Raw genomic sequence first — 23,158 nt, 5'->3', positions numbered from 1 at the left:
TAGCAAAAAAAAGCCAAATTAGCTGCGTTAGCAGCTATTTTTTGCTATGAGGAATTTGCTTACCTTATTGAGTATGAAATACTCATTATGATCATGGAAACAAGCATACTTACAAGTAAAAGGATTTTGCATGCCAAATATTGGAAATTATCATCAGAGGATTATTAGCGGTGATGTCTTTATAGGAAAAACAGAGAGTGCCAACGATAGATTTGCGGTCAGAAAGAGCTACGATATTATAAAGAAAATGAATGATATTCGTAATACCCTTTTATTCCCTTTTGCAACAGCGAAACGTTCTGAAATTTATAATAAAAATTTTGATAATCTTTGCCATTTTATTAAAGCCAGATTAGATATTGAAAATAAAATTTCTATCAATATTTCTGAAATAGAAAAAAGTATTGATTTAAATAAACCGCGAGATTTTAACTTGGAATCGCCAGCAAGAATGATTGAAACTTTACTTTCCGAAATAGAGGGTAAGGCTAATTATTTGATTGAGTTAAGAAATAATGGTTTCTTGTTGCTTAATAATAATGAAATCAATTTTTCTAAAGCAATGCACACATTTTCCTATCTTTATCATCAGTTAGACCAAGATAAGCAAGCTATTTTGCAAAAAGAAATTGCTGACAAAGTTTTTTTAGGTATGAATTTTAACGAACGTCAATCTGATTTATTAGTTATGGTGTTAACAAATATGGTCACACCCGAATCGATATTATATTCAAATAGTTTGTCTAAGGCGGCTGATAATTTTATTCAATTAAAAAAAGATTCTTTTTATTATTCTCTGCTTCATTTTCCGCTTCATTCTTTTATTAGACAAGAAAAAAACATCATTATTGAACATTGTATTGAGCCATTAGCTGAATTTTATTTTCAAGTGGATAATAAAAAGAAAATTATTGAGGATGTTATTGATATAGTAATAAATAGAGAAAATAAATTTTTAACCAACCACCAGCAGCAAGATATTTATTGTACACTAGAAAGTTATTTTAATAGTTATCAAGCCTACTTTAGTAGCTTAGAACATAATAATTCTATTGATATATTTAACAATGATTGGTGTCAAAAAAGTTACTCTAGACATCTTCTCAAAGAGGAAAATTTATTGTCATTAACGGTTGCAAGAAGGGTCATTTATAATGTAAGAAACGCATTTGCCAACTAACAGAGGAATAATTTTATTCAATCGTATAAAATGCCTTTCAAGTAATAATCTGTCCATTTAGGCGGATTATTTAACTTGATGCAGTTCACATTTATTTCACTCCGCCAATATTATGTGTAAAATAACAGCATATGTGTAGATGCCTACCGGCAAGCCACTGCTTGACCAGAGTCATTTAATCCTTTCCAGTTAGATAATATGGTAACAATTTGTGTCTATTGAAAATTTAAGAAATATCGCCATCATCGCCCACGTCGATCATGGAAAAACGACACTGGTCGATAAATTATTACAACAATCTGGCACCTTTGGTGAACGTAATAACCTCGATGAGCGTGTGATGGATTCCAATGACTTGGAAAAAGAGCGTGGCATTACGATCTTGGCAAAAAATACCGCCATCAAGTGGCATGATTATCGAATTAATATTGTTGATACCCCGGGCCATGCTGATTTTGGTGGTGAAGTTGAACGGGTTATGTCAATGGTTGATAGTGTGTTGCTATTGGTTGATGCAATGGACGGCCCGATGCCGCAAACCCGCTTCGTCACGCAAAAAGCTTTTGCCCACGGTTTAAAACCAATTGTGGTGGTCAATAAAATTGATCGTCCGGGTGCTAGGCCTGATTGGGTAGTTGATCAAGTTTTTGATCTGTTTGTCAACTTAGGAGCGACTGATGAGCAGCTTGATTTTCCGATCATTTACGCCTCAGCCTTAAATGGTATTGCTGGAACCGATTATAATGAAATGGCGGCAGATATGACGCCACTCTATGAAGCAATAGTAAAATATGTTGCTCCGCCGCAAGTTGATCTGGCGGGCGCTTTCCAAATGCAAATATCTCAGCTTGATTACAACAATTATCTGGGTGTTATTGGTATTGGTCGCATTAAGCGTGGAGCAGTGAAACCAAATCAAACCATCACTATTGTCAATAATGAAGGCAAAACACGTAGTGGTAAAGTGGGTAAGGTATTAACGCATTTAGGATTAGAGCGTATCGATTCTGAAATCGCTCAAGCCGGTGATATTATTGCCTTAACGGGTCTGGGTGAATTAAATATTTCAGATACTTTATGTGATCCAAATAATATTGAAGCATTACCAGCTCTGGCCGTTGATGAGCCAACGGTAAGTATGTATTTTTGTGTTAATACTTCACCGTTTTGTGGCCGCGAAGGAAAATATGTAACTTCCCGTCAAATTTTAGATCGCCTGAAAAAAGAGTTAGTGCATAACGTTGCATTACGGGTAGAAGAGACTGAAGATCCCGACGCTTTCCGTGTTTCCGGTCGCGGTGAGCTGCATCTTTCAGTATTAATTGAAAACATGCGTCGTGAAGGTTTCGAATTAGCCGTTTCTCGACCCAAAGTTATTTTCCGTCAATTTGAAGGTCGTAAACAAGAACCTTTTGAACAGGTTACCCTCGATATTGAAGAGCGGCACCAAGGCGATGTTATGATGGCATTAGGTGAACGTAAAGGTGAACTGCGCGATATGTTGCCTGATGGTAAAGGACGGGTACGGCTTGATTATATTATTCCAAGTCGTGGACTTATTGGTTTTCGAACTGAGTTTATGACCATGACATCAGGGACAGGTTTGCTGTATGCAACCTTTAGTCACTATGATGATGTACGCCCTGGTGAAATCGGTCGCCGACAAAATGGTGTCATGATCTCAAATGGTCAAGGTAAAGCAGTAGCTTATGCGCTTTATAGTTTACAAGATCGGGGTAAGTTATTCCTTGGTCATGGTGCTGAAGTCTATGAAGGACAAATTATTGGTATCCATTCCCGCTCTAATGACTTGACTGTTAACTGTTTAACCGGTAAAAAATTGACCAATGTGCGTGCTTCAGGAACAGACGAAGCGACTACGTTATCTCCGCCGGTCAAGAAAACATTAGAACAGGCATTAGAGTTTATCGATGATGATGAATTAGTGGAAGTTACCCCACAATCAATTCGTTTAAGAAAACGTTATTTGACAGAAAACGACCGCCGTCGTGCCCACCGAAATAAAGAAGTCTAAATAAAATCATTGGCTTTTTGATGCAAACAAAGGTGTTATATAACACCTTTGTTTAATTCTTATTGGTTATATAATATTAACCATAAAGAATGGGGTTTATTGTTTGTGGTTAAATTGATTCTATATGCTGTAATTAGCAAATTTTTTAGAATTAAATGAATTTTATTAGGATTAATTTCATTCGTAGTGGGCGCGCTTAATCAGATACTAATGCGCTGTCAATCAGATGGATCTTGGTAGGCATTTTCTTGCCACTTTTCAGTTTGAGTTGCTTTGTTTTTTTTCAATGTACTCAGCTAGTTCCTTTTCAGAACGCTGAATACACTTATTTACCCACTTCGGCTCGTCCCTATTTTTTTCTAAACATTTATCCGATCCTTGCTGTGTCTTTAAAAGAAAAACATGAGTATCCCAGTTATTTAAAAAATGTTGGTGTTTCTGGCTACCATTTTTTGCCGCTATTTCTATATAGTGTTTAGCTTTATTGAGATCTTGTTGGACACCACGTTTCCCATAAAAGAAAATAACAAAAAGTGAGTCAATAGCGGTAAAAATTTTATTTCCACCAATGCGATACGCTTTATCATAATAATCTATTGCTTTTAAAATATCTTTTTTGACGCCGTATCCTTTTTTATAGTTGGTAGCAGAATAATATAAAGCTACTACATTATTAGGATTAATTTCTAATGTCTTGTTTAAAAAATGGTTCGCGATATGACACTCTTCTTCTGCTCTAGCTTCTTGATATAGTTTACCTAATTCAAAACAGCCTATGGAAAATAAAGAAAACAGAGCATAATTACTATATTCATCGTTTTCTTTTTTTCCCTTTTTAAAAAGCGCAACCACGTCTTTCCGTGTTTTTGGGCGAGGGGGCATATTTGGATAAACCAGGCATATTACGAAATTCTAGCTCATTATAGTTATCTCATAAGCGACTATCTCTTGGTGCAAGGTAGTTTTGCCCCCATGCTGGTTCAACCATAATCAACATTCCCATCATCACTATACGGAAAATTTTCATTATTATTATTAGCTCAGATTATTAGGCACCAGAAAAACACTAGTGTTATATTCGTAATGTTTAGATGTTATTAATGCAAATTCATGGTGGGTTAAAGGGGAAAAACTGACCATCGCATCGATAATTTGAGCAAGTGTTTGCTGTAAACCCGACGTGTAGTTATTCAGGTTATTTTGATGAAACAAAACATCAGTAATATCAGTTTGCTTATTGTTATCCCAGTTTACTTTTGCCATTAATTGGTGGAAGTTGCCGTTTTTATCATAAAAATTAGTTTGTTTAGCATTTAATTCAATTGACTTGATTCCAATTGACTCCATTGCGGTTAATTCATTAGCTTGACTTATGCCATCGGTATTTTTATCCTGCCATATTTTTATTTCAGACCATAAATTATCTTTTTTATCTATCAATCCATCCAAATTATTATCAAATGGCGCTAAAGCAGAAAAACCATCTTTTGCTTTTGTACCATTGGCTAACAGGCTATCTTCACCAAATAGCTCTTCTCCGCTACTGATAACTCCATCATTGTCTTTATCCCACACCAATAAGCCATCATCAGGGTGTACCCAACCTGTTTGCGCTTTCTTTCCTTTTCCGGCAAAATCAAAGCTGACGCCGAGACTATCAGCCACCGTTTGGACACCATCACCGTTTAAATCAATAATTAATGGTGTTCTGTAACTATCAGCAATAGACGATAATTGGTTTTTGGCGCTATAAGGCGTGAAAGGTATATTTATTCCGGTAATATTGGCTTGCTTTAGCACATACTCTTGAATAAATAGACTACTGGCAAGCGAGTCGTTAGGTATCGCTGTTTTACCTGTTTTATAATTATTAATAATAGTAGTAAGATTTTCAACATCATTATAAAAATTGGGGGTATCGGATGTAATTGAAAGAGTAGATGCATTTTTATAACGAAGATGGTCATTAAATGACAGGTTATTATTAGCTGTGCCCCAATCCTCAGCTGGGCTAAGCCCAATGCTGATCGCTTCAAATTTACCCATTTTGTAATTTACATTTTTAACACCGAGAAAAATATGTCCAGTCATTGATTCCCCTATTTCTTCAATTCCTTGATCATCATAAATAGGGCTCCCTGCTGGAGCAACAAAGACCGTTATTTCAGGCTGACTTAGTGCAGTAAAATCAAATTTATCTAGCTCTCGATGGAAATTCATATCTTCAAGTTTATGAATATGATAATGATTTATTTCTGTCATGATGAATCGTCCTTGAAAAGTTTATGCTATCGTTAATGTCGCTAAAAACTTTTTTCCACAATGGTCTGTAATGGACTGAGTGAATAGTCAATTACTCGTATTTATTTCAGCCCTAAACGTCATAGCCGCCTTTATTGAAAAAATGGGTGGTTAGAATCAAAATAAGTGTTATTTAAACTCACTAAAGCAGAGTAGACTAATCCTTTTTTCTCGTCTAGCGGTGCATTGTAAATGAGACTTTTTATTTTTCCGCTTAAATAACCGTACGTTGTATAGGGAATGGCTTCTATTTTTACAATGGTGATTTTCCCTCACGAACAGAGCCGATATCTTTATTTAATCATGTTGTTTCTGCTTTATTCGCGGTTAAATCTGGAACGATGACAATTGTTATAAAATAAAACCATTTACTTAGTTAGCAGTTTAAATGATTAGTAAATTTTAAATTGATAATTTTTATATAATTTTGATTTTATATTTAATTAATAATAAAAATTTCATTTAATATAAAATTTTACTATTTTTTACAGTTATTAGATTAACAAAACATTACGCTATCATTATACAATCAATAACAGATAATATTAAGTTAGGTATTATGGTTATTGAATAATATGTTAAATAACAAAGAATCAAAGTTATAATCCCACTACGCAGGTCTACTAAGCGTATTTTTTCAAGTCTATTCAATAGATAACTATCATTTTAGAACCTGATTATCTAAAATTAAATAGTGTTAAACGTTTTATATATCTGATATTAATGGAGATTGGAATAAAATTATTTTCTAATTTTAAATTAATATACATGTATATCTTTTTAATAGGGCTAATAATTAGCTTTAAATTTATTTTCATTACATTAAGTTTAGCTTATATTGTATAAATTCATTTAATAATTTTTATAAAATTTTTTTATTTATCATAAATAATTATTTTCTTCGGTTTGATCTGTTTAATACTGATATAGTAAAGTTATGTTAATCACTATGGAGAGAATTTATGCTGTATATTTTCGATATGGGTAATGTAATTATTAATATCGACTTTAATCGAGCTCTACAGGTATGGAGTGAATTGAGTAAGATTCCAATTAATAGTTTGGCGCAAAAATTTGAACTAGATGAAACCGTAAAACTCCATGAATGTGATAAAATTTCTGATTTTGAATTTGCTGAATTTACCAGTGAAAAATTAGGTTTGTCGTTAAGTTTTGAAGAGTTTGCTCTAGGATGGAATGCTATCTTTGTTTCATTACGTTATGATGTGATTGAAATTATGACGCGCTTACGAGAGCAAGGCCATCGAGTTGTTATTTTATCGAATACAAATCGTTTACATCAAAATTATTGGCCCTCTCATTATCCTGAAATCGCAGCTTCTTCAGATTTTCTCTACTTATCCCAAGATCTCGGAATGCGTAAACCTGATCTGGAAATTTATAAATATGTTTTACAATCAGAGGGATTTGCTGCTGAAAAGGCTATTTTTTTTGATGATAGCGAGGAAAATGTTACTGCAGCCGCACAGTTGGGTATTAAAAGCTGGCATGTTACTGATAAAAATAGTGTCGCAAAATATTTTGCTAACTATGATTTCAGCATCCTCGCTAAAGAAGATTAGCCACCGATATTGCAGAAATAATACTTAGTTTAATGTTATCTTTGTTGTTATACAGGATTTGTATGATTGCCTTAATTCAACGTGTGACTCAGGCTAATGTGATAGTTAAAGAAAAATGTGTTGGTCATATTGCCGAAGGTTTATTAGTTTTTTTAGCTATTGAAAAAGAGGATAGTGAGCAGAAAGCTAAACGGTTGTGTGAAAAAATTATTGGTTATCGTATTTTTAATGATGAGCACAATAAAATGAATTTGAGTATTCAGCAAGTAGGCGGAAGTGTGCTAGTTGTTTCCCAATTTACTTTAGCCGCTGATACTAAAAAAGGAATGAGACCTAGTTTTTCAAATAGTGCGTCTGCTGATAAAGCTAATGCACTCTATCATTATTTTATTGAGCAGTGCCGATCGAAAGGAATAAAAGCAGAAACAGGGCAGTTTGCTGCTGATATGCAAATTAATTTAACGAATAATGGTCCAGTAACATTTTACTTGCAGGTTTAGTTTATAAACTCTGCCATTATTTATTAAAAGGAGGGAATTTTATGTATCATCTGCGAGTACCAAAAACAGAAGCCGATTTTAAAAATTATTATCAGTTTCGTTGGGAGATGTTACGTAAACCTTTCCATCAACCACCTGGCTCCGAAAAAGACGGTTATGATTCCACTGCTCATCATCAGATGATAGTGAATGAAGCGGGTCAAATACTTGCCATTGGTCGCTTGTATATAAATGCAGATGATGAAGGTGCTATCCGTTTTTTATCTGTCCATCCTAGTATGCGAGGCAAAGGATTAGGGAAATTGATTGCCATGGCATTGGAATCTGTTGCACGTCAGGAAGGGGTAAAAAGAATTGTTTCTAGTGTCCGTGAGGAGGCAGTGCCTTTTTTTCGTTGTTTAGGATTTAAAAATCGGGGTCCTATTGCAAGTCAGCTTCTTACACCAGTGAAGCATTTTTTGATGATAAAAAAGGTGCAAACCCTGGATAAAATTTTGCGTAGACCTGATTGGTGTAATCAATTACAAAAAATTTGGCATGAAAAAATTCCTTTAAGCGAAAAGATGGGAATAAAGATCGTGCAGTATACCGGTCAGAGTTTTATCACCAGTATGTCTGAAGGCAGAAATCAAAATCCTCACCATAGCATTTTTGCTGGTAGTCAGTTTTCATTAGCCACTTTAACTGGTTGGGGGCTAATATGGTTATTACTACAGGAAAGACATCTGGGTGGTAATATTATTTTGGTTGATGGGCATATTCGTTATCATAAACCGATTGTTGGTCGTCCAAATGCAGTGGCTGATCTTTGTAATATCCGCGGTGCTTTAGATCGGCTTGCAAGAGGATGCCAGGCGGTAGTTGAGTTAGATGTCGATATTGGTAGTGAAAAAAGCGCTCACGCTTCACTATTTACCGGCACTTACATGGTATTAGCTGATCGTAAAAAACAGAAATGATCTGGCTTGCTGACCATAATACTAAAATTGGCAGCTAATCGATGTAACTAAGATTTTTCTTCGTTAGCAGTAGTCAATGGTATTTGACTATCGCTTTGGGCTGTTATTTCACCTTTAATCATAGAGTAAGCTTTTTTTTCTCCGCTTAGGGTTTGATAGAATAGTTCTCCTGTTAAAGTTTGAGTAATCGGTTTAGCCAACAAGTTGCCTCTAAGTGTGAAATTGAAATCCGCTAGTGTTTGTATGGGTAAATTTTTCCATCCCCACTGATTTAATATTGCTAAATCAACATTTATTCCATTGGCTGATAATGAAAAAGCACCATCATTGGCCTGCTGTTGAATATTAGTGGTCAATTTTACTAAGCCATTTTCAATATTGGTATTGAGCTCGACCTTAAGAGAAAGATCACTGTTAGGTAGAATTTGTATATAAGGTTGTCGTAAAGTAATTTGGTTTAAGGTACCACTACTGGCTGTAAAACCTCCCTTTCCTTGCCATAATCGCCATTTTTTCTGTTTAATCAAATCCATATTAGTCAAATAACCGTTAACATTGGTCAATTCAAAGGGAAAATTTACGTTAATATCCATAAGTAAGGAATTAGTTAATTTAAAATTGGTAATATGTAATGAAGTCAGCCAATTGGGGACGGGGGTTTGAAAAAAATTAAACCAATCATCCGCTAATTGATAACGTATGCCGGCTAATTGTGCGTTAATAATATTGATAGATTGCTTTTTGGTATGCCAATTTGCCTCGATGTTAAAAAGACCTTTATCATAATAGCCAGCGAGACGGTTGAAATGCAGAATATCATTGGTAAATGTTATATCGGCCATTAGTTGACTAATTTGCTGATTTTTATATATTAATTCATCAATATTTAGACTTATTTCACTGTTGGAACTGTTCCAATTACCTGCTGAAACAACGATATTATTTACTTTACCTGATAAACCGGCAATGGCCCAATCTTTTCCTTCGAAGTGGGTATCAGTCAAATTTAGCTCTTTTATGTTTAATTTTTTAATATCTCGTAGCTTATGGGGCAATTGGGAAAGTGATGAAGAAAATTGCCAACCCGTATTGGTTAACATCAGCTTTGCTAAAGTAAGCGCTTGATCGGTGTATTGAATAGCGTTTGCATTAATAACGCCATTATTGAGATAAGCAGAAAGCTCATCGATGAAAAGAAAATTGGTTTTATAGTTTCCTTTTACAAGCAGGGTTGTTAAGTGAACGTTATTAATTTCGAACTGATCGGTAGTAAATTGAAAATTACCCTCTCCAAATGGGTTATGAGCAGTTGGTTGCCAGGGCGTTATTCCACCCGTCATATTGCTTGCCGACACATCAATATTACCGATTCGATAGCTAACATTCATATTTTCTAGCTGCAATATTTTGCTATGGAGAGGAAAAGTTTGGCGAGAAGAGGGTAGCGTTAATTCACCTTCAGTAACAATTAATCGATGTAACCATGAGCCTGTAACTATTTTTTGCCACTGCAATTCAAAGGTAATTTGTTTGACCTTTAGCTTAAAGTTATTTTGTTTATTATGAATAGCAATATCTTGTAATACAATTTCGCCTGGCGTAGTGAGATGATGACTGATAACGCCTATTTTTACATCGTATAGGGTATATTTGCTTAGTATGTCACTTAACTGTTTTGCGCCCCACTGGGTTTGTATGATCAGATAAATAAATATAATCAGTACAACAAGTGTAAGAATCAGGTTTTTTAGCCAGCGCAACCGTATGCCCTCTTTATCATCGTTGTTTAGTTACAATCTTGCTTTATGCAGTGATGAACTATTTAGTTTAATATTAAAATAAAAAGAAATTATTTGGCTAATGAAATTTTTAATATCGTCAATAAAAATAGTAGGTTGAGAAGACAAACCTATTCTCAAAATTTATTCACCGGGATTTAAATAGCTAAGGGCTTAATTAATATATGGATTTTAACGAAAAAAGAGTAAATATTAATAGTGAAATTTAAGAATAGTTATTTATTGATTAGAATATACTCTTAAAAATGCTCAATCCTATCAAAATTTTGGTTTTTCACTTGTGTTCAAATGAAAAATTAACTTTAATCAATGAGCCTGCTTTTTTGTATTGTTACATAACATTCACTACATCCTTTTTGTTTTTTCATAAAAATTAACAATAAAATGAGGTACGTAAATGTATCATCTTGATGTCTATGGCACCTTTGTTGCTGCCACTTTAGTATTATTACTTGGACGTAAACTTGTACAATCAGTTGCTATTCTAAAAAGATATACTATTCCTGAACCCGTTGCCGGTGGGTTACTTGTTGCTCTGCTTCTCTTGTTATTGAAGACAACGATAGATTGGGGAGTAAGCTTTGACTTATCTTTGCAAGAGCCCATGATGTTAGCCTTTTTTGCGACAATTGGACTCAACGCTAATTTACTTAGCTTAAAAGCGGGTGGTAAAACGCTACTTATTTTCATCTTTGTAGTTATGGGTTTACTGCTAGTGCAAAATACTGTCGGTATTGCTTTGGCTAAGTTATTGGGGCTCGATCCATTGATGGGACTATTAGCCGGTTCCATTACATTGTCCGGTGGCCACGGTACCGGTGGTGCTTGGGGTAAAGTTTTTACCGAATATTATGGCTTTCAGAGTGCGACTGAAGTTGCAATGGCTTGTGCAACTTTTGGTTTAGTATTTGGTGGATTGATTGGAGGTCCGATAGCGCGCTTCTTGGTTCGTAATATGAAAACACCAGTAGTTAGCCAGAATTCTGACGATGACAAAGAAATTCCTATGGCGTTTGAAAAGCCACAAACAGGACGAGTAATAAGTTCTTTAGTGTTAATAGAAACATTAGCCATGATTGCTATTTGTATGGTGGTGGGTAAATTAATTTCTCAATGGCTATTGGACAGTTATCAGTTTACTTTACCTACTTTTGTTTGTGTTTTATTTACTGGGGTTATTTTAAGTAATAGCTTATCATGGGTTGGTTTCTACCGAGTATTTGATCGCGCGGTTTCAGTTTTAGGTAATGTTAGTTTGTCACTTTTTTTAGCAATGGCATTGATGAGTTTGAAACTTTGGGAACTTGCTTCGTTAGCCATACCGATGCTCATTATTTTGCTAATACAAGCGATTGTCATGGGTCTTTATGCTATTTTTGTTACCTTTCCAATTATGGGTAAAAATTATGATGCAGCAGTATTAGCGGCTGGTCATTGTGGTTTTGGTTTAGGGGCAACGCCGACAGCAATTGCTAATATGCAAGCCGTAACAGAACGCTTTGGTCCTTCTCATTTGGCTTTTCTTGTCGTACCGATGGTTGGTGCTTTCTTTATTGATATTATTAATGCATTAGTGATTAAATTTTATCTCTGGTTACCTATTTTTTCAGCGCCAATAATGAATGGATAATAGAAGTGTAATTGATTAATGTAATGGAGCCGCTGATTTTCAGCGGTTTTTCTTAGCAACCAATTGATATAGTTAATTAATATTAAGCGTTGCTGTATTGTGAACGTTCAGGTAACCAACGTTCAATCAGAGCATTGCTATGGGTGGGATAATGTTGTTGCAAATATTGAGCGGTATTCCTGATTTCCGGCAGTAGGTCTTGATCGCGCATTAAATCAGCCACTTTGAATTCTGCATTGCCTGTTTGGCGAGTACCTAACAACTCTCCTGGGCCACGAATTTCCAAGTCTTTTTGTGCAATGACAAAGCCATCATTGCTATCTCTAAGTACCTGTAAACGTAATTTAGTCGTGTAAGTGAGTGGTGTTTTATACAGTAAAACACAATGTGAAGCAATGCTCCCCCTGCCAACGCGGCCCCGTAATTGATGTAACTGGGCAAGCCCTAAACGCTCTGGGTTTTCAATAATCATTAAACTGGCGTTTGGTACATCGACTCCGACTTCAATAACCGTCGTTGCGACTAATAGTTGTAGTTTATTAGCGGTAAAATCTGCCATCACTTGTTGTTTTTCAGTCGATTTCATCCGCCCATGTATTAAGCCAATATTCAATTCAGGTAATGCGCGCGCGAGTTCTTCTTGTGTCGCTTGAGCCGCTTGTGCTTCAAGCACTTCAGAGTCATCAATTAATGTACATACCCAATAAACTTGTCGCTTTTCTATCTGGCAGGCTTTTTTTACGCGTTGAATAACCTCATTGCGGCGGGTATCAGGAATGGCAACTGTTGTGACAGGCGTTCTGCCAGGTGGTAGCTCATCGATGATTGAATTATCCAGATCCGCATAAGCTGTCATAGCCAGTGTACGTGGGATCGGCGTCGCTGTCATAATTAGTTGATGAGGGTAAATGCCCTGCTGCTGACCCTTTTCCCATAGCGCCAGACGTTGATGTACACCAAAGCGATGTTGTTCATCAATGATCACTAATGCTAAGGCGTTGAATTCGACTTGCTGTTGAAATATGGCATGAGTACCAATTATCATTGCGACTTTGCCTTGTACAATAGCTTCTTGTTGATTTAGCCTGGATTTTCCTTTTTGTTTACCTGATAACCAACCAACTTGGATACCAAGTGGTTCAAGCCATTGGCGAAAGGTATTGGCATGCTGTTCTGCTAATAACTCGGTAGGTGCCATGAGTGCTGCCTGTTTACCATGAGCGATAGCACGAATTGCGGCAAATAGTGCCACTAATGTTTTACCAGAACCGACATCGCCTTGGACTAAACGCATCATAGGACTGGCTTTAGCCATATCCGCTTCAATTTCACTGACAACTCTTTGTTGGGCTTTGGTTGGTGAATAGGGTAAATGTGTCAGCAACTGTTGTTTTAATTTTTTTTCTGCTGGTAGTGGTTGGGCAGAAAATTGTTGGGTTTCACTCCGAACCGTTAGCATACTTAATTGATGAGCTAATAACTCCTCAAAAATTAATCTGCGTTGTGCCGGATGTTTACCCTTTTCCAGTATATTCAGTGGAATATCGGGTGGCGGACGATGAAGAGTTTTAATAGCTTGTGGTAAGCTTATTAGCCCTTGATTAAATGGCGCAGGGATCAACTCATTGATCGCACAGGTATCAAGTAGCGTTAGCGCTTGATCAATAAGTTTGCGTAAAGTTATCTGACGTATCCCTTCAGTTGTTGGATAAATGGGTGTTAATGTATCTTGCAACTCAATATTGTCGGCATTAGGTTTTATTTTATATTCTGGATGAATAATTTCTGGCCCTAAGTGGCCCCGCCGTATTTCACCATAAGCAATGACATATTTACCAGTTGCTAGGCTATTTTTCATAGCAGTAGAAAAGTTAAAAAACCGCAGGGTTAATGTTCCTGAACCGTCACTAATTTGGCTGGTCATCATTCGTTTACGTCCAAAGACGATTTTAGTTTGTAATATTTCGCCGCTGACGGTCACAGTGCTGCCCGGTTGAACATCACTAATCGTATAAAGCTGAGTTTGATCTTCATAACGTAGAGGTAGATGAAAGAGGAGATCCTGGATAGTACGAAGCCCTATTTTATTGAGTTTTTCTGCTTGTGATGCGCCAACACCGTTTAATGATGTTAATGGAATAGCATCAAGTAATCTCCCCCGCATGCAATTAGTTCTCCAGAGTGCGTTTTTTACCTGGTACTTTAGTCGATTGCATCGCTGCCCACCAAGCATCACTGGCAACAATTTCACCATGTTCGTTAATTAGCGGTCGGGGAAGTCCTTTATGTTTTGAAACGGCAGCTAATACCGGATAACCGCCCTCAAAAAGCCATTCTTGTTGTTCTTCTTCTGATAGCTGACTAAAAAGGCTGTTATACATATTGGCATTTTGTCTTTGCCGTTGCGCTTCGTAAAGAATTAAAGCAGAAGCAACAGAGACATTTAATGACTGTACCATACCCATCATAGGAATATGAATATATTGATCAGCCAGCGCGAGAGCTTGTTTGGAAATACCCGTTCGTTCTTGTCCCAAGATAATACAGGTTGGTTGAGTATAATCTATTTGACGAAAATCGATAGCTTGTTTAGTTAGATGAGCGGCTAAGATTTGCATGCCCGCAGCTTTGCAGGTAGAGATTGCTTTTTCAATAGTGGCATGGGTTTTTACTTTCACCCAATGATTACTACCAGCGGCCGCAGCAGATAAGCTTTTGGTGCTATTTTGGCACCAGATTGCATGAATTTGTGGTATTCCAACCGCATCAGCGGTACGGAGCACGGCAGAAATATTATGTGGTTTATGGACATTTTCAAGACAAACCGTCAGATCAGGTTGGCGCATGGCGATTATTTGACGGATGCGAGCATAACGTTTTAAGTTCATAACTTAGTTCCGGTTACGGCTGATGCGCAAAACATCAGGCATGATACGGATTTTTTTCATAATATTAGCTAATTGAATGCGATCCTTAGCGGTTAAGCGAATAAATGCACAATAGACACGCCCATCTTTCTCTTCGATATTCATACTTTGAATACTAGAATTTGCACTATTAATAGCTGCAGTTAAATTAGCTAATGCCCCTTGATGATTAATCATATCGACTTTAATTTCAGCAATAAAGTTGTTATTAACGCCCTCATCCCATTCTACTTGCATAAACTTTTCTGGCTCTTTTTGATAGCCTCTAATATTACGACAAGACTCATGGTGTATAACTAAACCTTTACCTGGGCTAATATGAGCAACAATGGGATCTCCGGGAATAGGTCGACAACATTTGGCAAAGGTAATTAATACCCCTTCTGCTCCTTTAATCGGTAGTTTACTACGGTTATCACTATTATCTGTAATAACGTTATTTATACTAGCATTGCCTAATAAATTATGCGCTACAACGACACTCATGGTATTGCCAAGGCCAACTTCAGCGAGCAAATCATCCATTAAGTGAAGTTTCATTCTTGCCAGTTCTTTATTGATATTTTCTTGCGGAATATCGCCTAATTTCTTGCCATTACCTAAAGCATGGTTGAGTAAGCGGCGACCTAAACTAATTGAATCTTCTCGTTTAAGGTTTTTAAGTAGTTGGCGTATTTTTGCTCTGGCTTTGGAACTAACAACGAAATTCAACCAAGCTGCATTCGGCCTTGCGCCGGGTGCAGTAATAATTTCTATGGTTTGCCCGGTATTCAACGATTGTGACAGAGGATAGGGTTGACGATCCACTCGGGCACCAACACAGGCGTGGCCTATATCGGTATGTACAGCATAGGCGAAATCAACAGGGGTTGCGCCAGTAGGTAATTCGACAATTCGACCTTCGGGGGTAAAAACATAAATTTCGTCAGGAAAAAGATCAGATTTTACACTTTCAATGAATTCAAAAGAATTGCCTGCGCTTTGTTGTAGTTCCAGTAGGCTTTGCATCCAGCGTTGTGCTCTGATTTGAGCAGTTGTGCTAGATTCTGCTTGTTCTTTATATGCCCAGTGGGCAGCGACACCCATTTCAGCCATTTGATCCATATCTTCGGTACGAATTTGTACTTCAATTGGTACACCATGTGGGCCAATCATTGATGTATGTAAAGATTGATAGCCATTGGCTTTGGGGATCGCAATATAATCTTTCACTCGCCCTGGCCGAGGATTATATAAACTATGTACCTGTCCAAGAACGCGGTAACATGTATCAACATCCTTAACAATAATGCGAAAGGCATAAATATCCATAATTGAGTGGAAGCGCTGCTCTTTCAGGTGCATTTTACGATATATTGAATAGAGATGTTTTTCTCGACCAAATACTCGGCATGGGATCCTGGCTTCTAATAATCTACCATCAATTTCTGCCAATATTTTTTGGATCATCTCTTTTCGGTTACCACGAGCTGCTTTTACTACCTCTTTAATAACGCGGTAACGATTGGGATAGAGTGCTTCAAAGCCTAACTCTTCTAATTCAGTTTTGAGATGATGAATACCAAGACGATGTGCCAGTGGGCTATAAATTTCTAATGTTTCTCTCGCGATGCGGCGGCGCTTATCGGCACGAAGGGAACCTAAAGTACGCATATTGTGCGTTCGATCTGCGAGTTTGATTAAAATGACACGGATATCTTGCACCATGGCCATAATCATTTTGCGAAAATTTTCTGCTTGAGCTTCTTTTTTATCACGGAAATTGAGTTTATCGAGTTTTGATACCCCTTCAACCAGGCCAGCAACAGCTTTACCAAAAAGCTGTTTTATATCCTGAAAAGTTGCCGGGGTATCCTCGATAACATCATGTAGTAATGCGGCCATTAATGTTTCATGATCTAAACGCATTTCCGCTAAAATACATGCCACCGCAACTGGATGGGTAATATAAGGTTCACCACTTGAACGGGTTTGGCCTTCATGTGCATCCCGGGCAACAACATAAGCTTGTTTCAGTAACGATATATGCTCTTTTGGCAGATAGTCCTGAACGATTTGATTGAGGCTTTCAAACAGGTACAAGGTAGGCCTACCTTTTCAGTTAACGACGACCTTCAGCAATAGCAGATACTGCTTGCATTTCTGCTGCTTCTTGTTCCTGTTCTTCTTGACGTTCACGGACATCAAGAATTTGAGCATTAATCAATCCTGATTCTATTTCACGCAGAGAAATAACAGTGACCTTATCATTTTCTTCTTTAACTAAAGGGCTTTTACCTCTAATCTGTAATTGACGCGCACGACGCGCTGCCACTAAAACCAAATCGAAACGATTACCAATTTTTTCTACCGCATCTTGAACTGTTACACGTGCCATAATATGACTCCAAAGATAAAGAAATGACCGGATATAATACTGAACCTTTACTCAGTCTGCCAATAGTTTATTAATTAAAGTATTATGTCGCTGAATCTGACGTTCTAAACGTAGACGCTCAGATCGAATAATAGATTGTAAATCGCCTAATGCAGTATTGAAATCATCATTAACAATAATGTAATCATATTCGTTATAATGTTTTATTTCAGCAACCGCTTGTGCCATACGCTGATTAATCGTTTCTTCACTATCTTGCCCACGACCACGTAAACGGCGTAATAACTCATTTTTAGACGGTGGTAAGATAAAAATAGTGCGAGCGGAGGGCATTTTTTGGCGAATTTGCTGTGCGCCTTGCCAATCGATATCTAAAAATACATCGACACCACTATTAATAATTTCTTCGATAACCGCCCGGGAAGTTCCATAATAATTGCCGAACACGCAGGCATATTCAAGGAAATCATTGTGCTCAATCATTTGCTGAAATTTGCTTTCAGTAATGAAATAGTAATGTTCACCGTTTTTTTCACCAGGGCGTATCGCTCTAGTGGTATGCGAAATAGAAACTTGTGTGTCATATAGAGGCTGAGTTTTTAATAAAGCCTGAATAAGACTCGATTTGCCAGCACCACTTGGGGCAGACACTATATATAACGTTCCTTGGGTCATGATGATTTCTTGATTAACTGGCTAATTAATTAATAAAAATTTTAAAAAGTACAAAAGCTCTTTAATAGTATACACATGCAATCAGTAACATACAGCTTTACTAACATTTTTAATGCAAGATCTGAATTATTTTTGAAAATACTTTCCATTTTTGCAAAGCGCTTTGAGAAAAAATGATTAATAGATATCTTCATAATTATTTTCTATTTACGCCTTCTAAAGAATTGGAATTGTATATTGAAAGTATTTTTCGTGAATGGAATAAATAGATGATTAAAATTATGCATGGATGCTGTTTATTATGAGATCTTTTATTTTAGTTTCAGTCTACTATTGTTGGCGCTTTTTTTTATTATTGATTTTGTTAAATATAAACTCATCAATTGCGCAAAGTATCCAATGCCCGAATTGGCCTGAATTAGTTTTACATAAGGAAATTAAAGCAATTAATTCAAAATTAAAACGATGGGATGAAGCATATTATATTAATGGCCAAAGCTTGGTTAATGATGAAACTTATGATCAAATTTTTGCGTTATGGAAACATTGGTCAAATTGTCTTCGTCTCCCACTAGATAAAACGCATTTGCTTGCTTTACCCGTTAAAGGAAGAAAAATACACCCAGTTGTTCATACTGGCTTAAAAAAGATAACCACTGATGAAGTGACTCGATGGATAGCGGGTCGCAATGAAGTTTGGCTACAACCTAAAGTCGATGGTGTGGCTGTTACATTGGCCTATCAAAAGGGTAAATTAGCTGCATTAATTAGTCGGGGTAATGGTGTAGAAGGAATTGATTGGACAAAAAAAGCCGATTTTTTGCCAGCAATTCCCAAAACGATTCCAAATCATGCTACGCAATTAATTTTACAAGGTGAATTGTTTTGGTATCAGTCTGGTCACCAACAAGCCATTGCGGGTGGAGCTAATGCACGCAATAAAGTGGCGGGTTGGTTAATGCGTAAGAATCTATTGGTTCAACAAGAGAAACAAATTGGCATATTTATTTGGAGTTGGCCTAATGGGCCGTCGAATATGCAAACACAATTTGCACAATTAGAAAGATGGGGTTTTCCCTTAACCAAACGTTACTCTCATTTAGTTACTAGTGTTGAACAAATTACACAATGGCAACACTATTATTACAATCAACCAATGCCTTTTGCAACAGATGGCATTGTGTTAAAACAACTCCCATATACGCTGGGCCAATATTGGCAAGCAGGTATAAATAACTGGTCCGTTGCTTGGAAATATCCGACACAGAATCGGGTCGCTCAAGTCGAAGCTGTTAAATTTAATATAGGGAGAACCGGAAAAATTAATCCTATCATTGTTGTTTTGCCTGTGAAAATTGATGGAAAACAGATCCGTCATATTAGTATGGGTTCATTAACCCGTTGGCAAGCGATGAAAATTTTGCCTGGAGATGCGGTACAAATATCATTATCTGGTCATGGGATCCCAAAATTTGACAAGATTGTTTGGCGAATTAAACAGCGGAAAATGCTGTCGGTACCAGAACAAAAAAATTATCATCAATTAAGCTGTTTTTATTACTCAATCAGATGCGAAAGTCAGTTTGTTGCTCGTTTAGTTTGGTTGGCGAAACAGCTTAGGATGGAAGGGATTAATGAAAAAGGCTGGTTAGCTTTAATCAGAGCGGGGAAAATAACCAATTTAATAGATTGGGCTAGATTAACATTGGAACAAATCACTGAAGTGGCAATGTTTAAAGCTAATAAAGGAAAATTTATTTATCAACAATTTCTATCAGCGCAAAAACGTCCTTTTCCTGAATGGTTAAAAGGGCTAGGAGTCCCTTTACCCGAAAAGCTTTTTAGCAAAATAAACTGTTGGAATGATTTATCCTCTAAGGAAATAAACAGCGCTGTTTTGTCGCGTAAACAACTAAAAAAATTAGTGCAATTTATTGAGCATAAAGATGTTAAACAACTAGTGAGAGTTTTGGGCTAAATTAAAATAAATGGATTTTTTAATAATAATTAGTCCAAGTAAAAAAGTTGCTGATTTCATTAGATATATATGGGAATCTTAATCATTATGCTCATAATTAAATACAGGTAATCCTAATCGATAACGAATGGCGAGTAAACGTGCGGTTAAACCAGCTATTAAGGTAATGATTATAACCATATCTTTAGGTAATGGCGTATATAGTATTAATCCGATATAAAGCCATGCCGCAGCAAAAGAGATGCCAGCATATATCTCTTTTTGAAAAACAAGGGGGATAGTATTACATAACATATCGCGCAGTACGCCACCGAAAACACCGGTAATGACGGCTGCAATAGCGGCGATGATATAACTATAATTCATATCGAGCGCTATTTGAGCGCCTATAATGGAAAAGACAATAAGACCAATCGCATCCAAAATTAAAAATAATCGTCGTAGATGTTTCATCATTGGCGCAAGCCAGATAGTAATAACTGCGGCACAAGCAACAATAACAATATATTCAGGATGTTTAACCCAACCAAGAGGATAGTGTCCTAATAAGATATCGCGTACGGAACCGCCCCCAATTGCGGTTGCGGAGGCAATAATAATAACGCCAAAAACATCCATTTTACGGCGACCAGCGGCTAAAGCTCCGGTCATGGCTTCAGCTGTAATTCCAATTATATAAAGTATGCTAAGTAACATAATGATTTTTTAGATACGGCAAACCGTAAAACTTAAAGTTGTATTATAAAAATAAAGTATTGACTAATATTTTTGTCGTGTTCACATAATTACACTATTTTTTATCGTCCACGACAAAAGAATGCGGATAATAAAATGACTTACCAAGAACAGCAAATTACTTTTGATAAACGCAATCACCAACTGACTAATATAAATGTATGGACACCAGATAGCCAGTGGCTAGTTTTTGATGTACGCCCAAATAGTGTTTCCTTTACAGGATTAACAATAGAAAGAGTTAATATTAAAACACAACAACAAAAACAGATCTATTGCGCCAAAAATGGCGCGTATGTTGGTGTTGCTACAGTGAGTAGTGAAAACCCACCTAGATATGCTTTTATTCATGGCCCAGAAGATCCAGACGAAAATTGGCATTATGATTTTCATCATCGTCGGGGGGTAATTGTCAGCGATATAAGAACTAATGTAGTCGAAAATATTGAAGCCATGTGCATTACGCCGCCTTTTTTAGCGGGCGCGTTGAGAGGAGGCACTCATGTTCATGTATTTAGTCCAGATAATAGTAGGCTTAGTTTTACTTACAATGATCACGTGATGCATGAGTGTGATCCGGCGCTTGATTTACGTAATGTGGCGATTGCGATCCCCTATCATACTATTAATGTCGGTATCTTGGGGCACAAAAAACATCAACGTGAATATAATGGCCATTATTATTGTGTCGTGATCAGTGAAACAACGCCTATACCAAAACCGGGTAGTGATGAAATTAACCGTGCTTATGAAGAAGGCTGGATTGGTCAAAATGGGTATCAGAGAGCAAATGGTGAAAAGCAACGTTGGGCGATTGCATTTATTGGTGACACTTACTCACTAGATGGAAAAATCGTAGCCGAAATTTTTATAGTTGATTTACCTGAATCTGCTGAGCGGTATGCTATTGCCGGTGATAAGCCAATACAGGGTACCGAAACTAGCATGCCAGCGCCACCTAAAGGAATTAAACAGCGACGTTTAACCTATAGTCATCAACGTAAATATCCAGGGGTTGTTAGTCAGCCGCGCCATTGGCTCCGCTCTACGCCTGATGGGAGTAAAATCGGTTTTTTAATGAAAGATGATAGGGGGATTGTACAGTTTTGGCTGGTTTCTCCGGTTAGTGGTGCCATGCAGCAAATTACCCAGTCTGCATGGGATATTCAGTCAGCGTTTAGTTGGGATAGTCAAGGTCGGTACGTGGCGTTTATTTGTGATAATAGCGTGATGTTATGTGAAATTTCTTGCGGCAAACTAATTCGTTTAACTGATCGCAGTGATGTACCACCATCAGGTGATGCAGTGGTTATTTCCCCGGATGATAGCAATATTGCTTATCTATGTAATATTGATGGCTATCAGCAAATTTTTATTGTTGCGACAGGGATTGTTTAATTTGAATTAGTACTATTTTGTTATCCAATTGAGTTATGTCTTACTGTCATATAGTAATTTTAGCTTATATTAATCGAGGGATATCTCGCTTTTTATTCTTAATAAATAATTGATAAATAAATTATTTCTGCAAATAAATACACTAAGTTTATGCAACAGAGTATATTCTTTGTTTATTATAAAAATTATTTTTTTATGTGATATCCCATAGCACTATTAATATCAGAAATGATAAGTTGCACTTAACATAATATCATGGGTTTTTAATGTAGTTTTTGCGTCTCGCTTGCTTTCTAGATCATTAGAATTACTTACTAGGCCTTGGCCGGCATTCAAATATTTGTAGTTAAGGTCGAATGAAAAATCTTTGTTAACTGTGTACTTGATGCCTGCGCCAGCACTCCAGGCAAAGTTGTTGGTGGCATGAGAGCGAGTCCATAAATGAAATCTATCCGATTTATCTCCGGTACTCGGATTTATTACCATAAAATCGACGGATGTTTTTTGGCTTATATATGCATATCCTAACCCAGCAGAGAGGTAAGGTGTGAAATTAGATGAATTTTTAAAATCATAATAAGCGTTAAGCATTAATGTGTTTAGGTCTATTTGATTTTTAACAAAGGTTTCACCAGGAAAACCAACGACATCGTTTCCTGAATAGCTATCGTCGGAATCCCCTCTGGTCGTAAAGTCCAGTCCAGTTCGGTTCGGATTGGAATATTGAAATTTTCATAAAAATCATAACCTAAAGCGAAGCCAGCACCAAATACAGCAGTTCTATGGTTATTTCCTTTTAGTTTTTGGGCGAATTTTTCTTCCTCACCGCCAACTTCTAATATATAGAACGTAGGAAAAAATTGGCCAGACATTTGCTGGATTGAAGCACCCATTTTTGCGCTGATATAAACACCATTTTTACTTTCATTTGCCAACACAGTGGATGGAATTATGCAGATTGTAATTAAAGCAATAAGTGTTTTTTTCATTATTTCTTTTCTCAAGTTAATAAAATAAAAAAATTGTTTTTACCTCGCAACATAATAGTAGCTTAAATATTAATAAATTGTATGAATAATAA

At 36.6% G+C, this 23,158-nt stretch carries 19 protein-coding genes; 8 read left to right on the top strand and 11 right to left on the bottom strand.

From position 1 onward, the window contains the following. Positions 1–130 precede the first annotated feature (130 nt). Both QE177_RS14055 and typA read left to right on the top strand, forming a co-directional pair. Positions 131–1,180, top strand: coding sequence for a hypothetical protein (locus tag QE177_RS14055; protein ID WP_280550576.1), 1,050 nt, complete (start codon positions 131–133; stop codon positions 1,178–1,180). Between the two features lie 211 nt (positions 1,181–1,391). Continuing rightward, a complete protein-coding gene (typA, locus tag QE177_RS14050) occupies positions 1,392–3,215 on the top strand; it encodes a ribosome-dependent GTPase TypA (RefSeq protein WP_280550573.1) in 1,824 nt (607 codons plus the stop codon). A 258-nt stretch (positions 3,216–3,473) separates the two neighbouring features. Here the strand turns inward: typA and QE177_RS14045 are convergent, their stop codons facing one another. Further along, on the bottom strand, positions 3,474–4,097 hold the full coding sequence (locus tag QE177_RS14045; RefSeq protein ID WP_280550571.1) for a sel1 repeat family protein: 624 nt from the start codon (positions 4,095–4,097) through the stop codon (positions 3,474–3,476). Between the two features lie 153 nt (positions 4,098–4,250). Next, positions 4,251–5,477, bottom strand: a complete 1,227-nt coding sequence (locus tag QE177_RS14040; protein ID WP_280550570.1) for a hypothetical protein — start codon at positions 5,475–5,477, stop codon at positions 4,251–4,253. A gap of 1,001 nt (positions 5,478–6,478) precedes the next feature. Between QE177_RS14040 and yihX the strand changes: the two genes are divergently transcribed. The 3 genes from yihX (at position 6,479) to fabY (ending at position 8,558) form a co-directional block, all read left to right on the top strand. After that, entirely contained in the window at positions 6,479–7,099 is a 621-nt protein-coding gene (gene yihX, locus QE177_RS14035) for a glucose-1-phosphatase (RefSeq protein ID WP_280550567.1), read from the top strand. Between the two features lie 62 nt (positions 7,100–7,161). After that, complete coding sequence (dtd, locus tag QE177_RS14030; RefSeq protein WP_280550564.1) at positions 7,162–7,599, top strand: D-aminoacyl-tRNA deacylase; 438 nt, start codon at positions 7,162–7,164, stop codon at positions 7,597–7,599. Between the two features lie 41 nt (positions 7,600–7,640). Then, positions 7,641–8,558 (top strand): fatty acid biosynthesis protein FabY, encoded by a 918-nt coding sequence (gene fabY, locus QE177_RS14025; protein ID WP_280550562.1) that lies wholly within the window; start codon positions 7,641–7,643, stop codon positions 8,556–8,558. A 47-nt stretch (positions 8,559–8,605) separates the two neighbouring features. Here the strand turns inward: fabY and QE177_RS14020 are convergent, their stop codons facing one another. After that, entirely contained in the window at positions 8,606–10,318 is a 1,713-nt protein-coding gene (locus QE177_RS14020; RefSeq protein WP_280550560.1) for a hypothetical protein, read from the bottom strand. 436 nt (positions 10,319–10,754) lie between these two features. Here QE177_RS14020 and gltS point away from each other — a divergent pair, with 436 nt between their 5' ends. Then, on the top strand, positions 10,755–11,987 hold the full coding sequence (gltS, locus tag QE177_RS14015; RefSeq protein ID WP_280550558.1) for a sodium/glutamate symporter: 1,233 nt from the start codon (positions 10,755–10,757) through the stop codon (positions 11,985–11,987). A gap of 82 nt (positions 11,988–12,069) precedes the next feature. Here gltS and recG read toward each other — a convergent pair whose 3' ends face one another. The 5 genes from recG to gmk are packed head-to-tail and all read right to left on the bottom strand — an operon-like array spanning position 12,070 to position 17,966. Next, complete coding sequence (recG, locus tag QE177_RS14010) at positions 12,070–14,151, bottom strand: ATP-dependent DNA helicase RecG (RefSeq protein WP_280550556.1); 2,082 nt, start codon at positions 14,149–14,151, stop codon at positions 12,070–12,072. A gap of 4 nt (positions 14,152–14,155) precedes the next feature. Next, a complete protein-coding gene (gene trmH, locus QE177_RS14005; protein WP_280550554.1) occupies positions 14,156–14,875 on the bottom strand; it encodes a tRNA (guanosine(18)-2'-O)-methyltransferase TrmH in 720 nt (239 codons plus the stop codon). 3 nt (positions 14,876–14,878) lie between these two features. Next, positions 14,879–16,996, bottom strand: a complete 2,118-nt coding sequence (gene spoT / locus QE177_RS14000; protein ID WP_280550552.1) for a bifunctional GTP diphosphokinase/guanosine-3',5'-bis pyrophosphate 3'-pyrophosphohydrolase — start codon at positions 16,994–16,996, stop codon at positions 14,879–14,881. Positions 16,997–17,015: 19 nt separating this feature from the next. After that, positions 17,016–17,291, bottom strand: coding sequence for a DNA-directed RNA polymerase subunit omega (rpoZ, locus tag QE177_RS13995; RefSeq protein WP_180560339.1), 276 nt, complete (start codon positions 17,289–17,291; stop codon positions 17,016–17,018). 51 nt (positions 17,292–17,342) lie between these two features. Beyond that, positions 17,343–17,966 carry a guanylate kinase gene (gmk, locus tag QE177_RS13990; RefSeq protein WP_280550547.1) on the bottom strand — a complete coding sequence of 208 codons (624 nt, stop codon included), beginning with the start codon at positions 17,964–17,966 and terminating at the stop codon, positions 17,343–17,345. A 301-nt stretch (positions 17,967–18,267) separates the two neighbouring features. On the opposite strand from gmk, the gene ligB reads away from it, so the two are divergent. Further along, positions 18,268–19,944 (top strand): NAD-dependent DNA ligase LigB, encoded by a 1,677-nt coding sequence (ligB, locus tag QE177_RS13985; RefSeq protein ID WP_280550545.1) that lies wholly within the window; start codon positions 18,268–18,270, stop codon positions 19,942–19,944. 78 nt (positions 19,945–20,022) lie between these two features. Here the strand turns inward: ligB and QE177_RS13980 are convergent, their stop codons facing one another. Beyond that, positions 20,023–20,640: a trimeric intracellular cation channel family protein gene (locus QE177_RS13980; RefSeq protein ID WP_280550543.1), complete on the bottom strand. Its 618-nt coding sequence runs from the start codon at positions 20,638–20,640 to the stop codon at positions 20,023–20,025. 135 nt (positions 20,641–20,775) lie between these two features. Here QE177_RS13980 and QE177_RS13975 point away from each other — a divergent pair, with 135 nt between their 5' ends. After that, positions 20,776–22,077 (top strand): DUF3748 domain-containing protein, encoded by a 1,302-nt coding sequence (locus QE177_RS13975; RefSeq protein ID WP_280550541.1) that lies wholly within the window; start codon positions 20,776–20,778, stop codon positions 22,075–22,077. 222 nt (positions 22,078–22,299) lie between these two features. On the opposite strand, the gene QE177_RS13970 is transcribed toward QE177_RS13975, so the two are convergent. Next, complete coding sequence (locus QE177_RS13970; protein ID WP_280552295.1) at positions 22,300–22,776, bottom strand: outer membrane beta-barrel protein; 477 nt, start codon at positions 22,774–22,776, stop codon at positions 22,300–22,302. Then, positions 22,683–23,066: a hypothetical protein gene (locus QE177_RS13965; RefSeq protein WP_280550539.1), complete on the bottom strand. Its 384-nt coding sequence runs from the start codon at positions 23,064–23,066 to the stop codon at positions 22,683–22,685. Before QE177_RS13965 ends, QE177_RS13970 begins: the two co-directional genes overlap by 94 nt. Between the last annotated feature and the right edge of the window lie 92 nt (positions 23,067–23,158).

The sequence above is a fragment of the Arsenophonus sp. aPb genome (genome assembly GCF_029873475.1).
Classification (GTDB): domain Bacteria; phylum Pseudomonadota; class Gammaproteobacteria; order Enterobacterales; family Enterobacteriaceae; genus Arsenophonus.
Note: the sequence above shows the minus strand (reverse complement) of the source record. Positions and strands in the feature narration are given on the sequence as shown.

Excerpts from the sequence above, each read along its gene's own strand:
- QE177_RS14055 (WP_280550576.1), top strand. The coding sequence starts at position 131 with ATGCCAAATATTGGAAATTATCATCAGAGGATTATTAGCGGTGATGTC.
- QE177_RS14045 (WP_280550571.1), bottom strand. The coding sequence starts at position 4,097 with ATGCCCCCTCGCCCAAAAACACGGAAAGACGTGGTTGCGCTTTTTAAA.
- QE177_RS14040 (WP_280550570.1), bottom strand. The coding sequence starts at position 5,477 with ATGACAGAAATAAATCATTATCATATTCATAAACTTGAAGATATGAAT.
- yihX (WP_280550567.1), top strand. The coding sequence starts at position 6,479 with ATGCTGTATATTTTCGATATGGGTAATGTAATTATTAATATCGACTTT.
- dtd (WP_280550564.1), top strand. The coding sequence starts at position 7,162 with ATGATTGCCTTAATTCAACGTGTGACTCAGGCTAATGTGATAGTTAAA.
- fabY (WP_280550562.1), top strand. The coding sequence starts at position 7,641 with ATGTATCATCTGCGAGTACCAAAAACAGAAGCCGATTTTAAAAATTAT.
- gltS (WP_280550558.1), top strand. The coding sequence starts at position 10,755 with ATGTATCATCTTGATGTCTATGGCACCTTTGTTGCTGCCACTTTAGTA.
- recG (WP_280550556.1), bottom strand. The coding sequence starts at position 14,151 with ATGCGGGGGAGATTACTTGATGCTATTCCATTAACATCATTAAACGGT.
- trmH (WP_280550554.1), bottom strand. The coding sequence starts at position 14,875 with ATGAACTTAAAACGTTATGCTCGCATCCGTCAAATAATCGCCATGCGC.
- rpoZ (WP_180560339.1), bottom strand. The coding sequence starts at position 17,291 with ATGGCACGTGTAACAGTTCAAGATGCGGTAGAAAAAATTGGTAATCGT.
- gmk (WP_280550547.1), bottom strand. The coding sequence starts at position 17,966 with ATGACCCAAGGAACGTTATATATAGTGTCTGCCCCAAGTGGTGCTGGC.
- ligB (WP_280550545.1), top strand. The coding sequence starts at position 18,268 with ATGAGATCTTTTATTTTAGTTTCAGTCTACTATTGTTGGCGCTTTTTT.
- QE177_RS13980 (WP_280550543.1), bottom strand. The coding sequence starts at position 20,640 with ATGTTACTTAGCATACTTTATATAATTGGAATTACAGCTGAAGCCATG.
- QE177_RS13975 (WP_280550541.1), top strand. The coding sequence starts at position 20,776 with ATGACTTACCAAGAACAGCAAATTACTTTTGATAAACGCAATCACCAA.
- QE177_RS13965 (WP_280550539.1), bottom strand. The coding sequence starts at position 23,066 with ATGAAAAAAACACTTATTGCTTTAATTACAATCTGCATAATTCCATCC.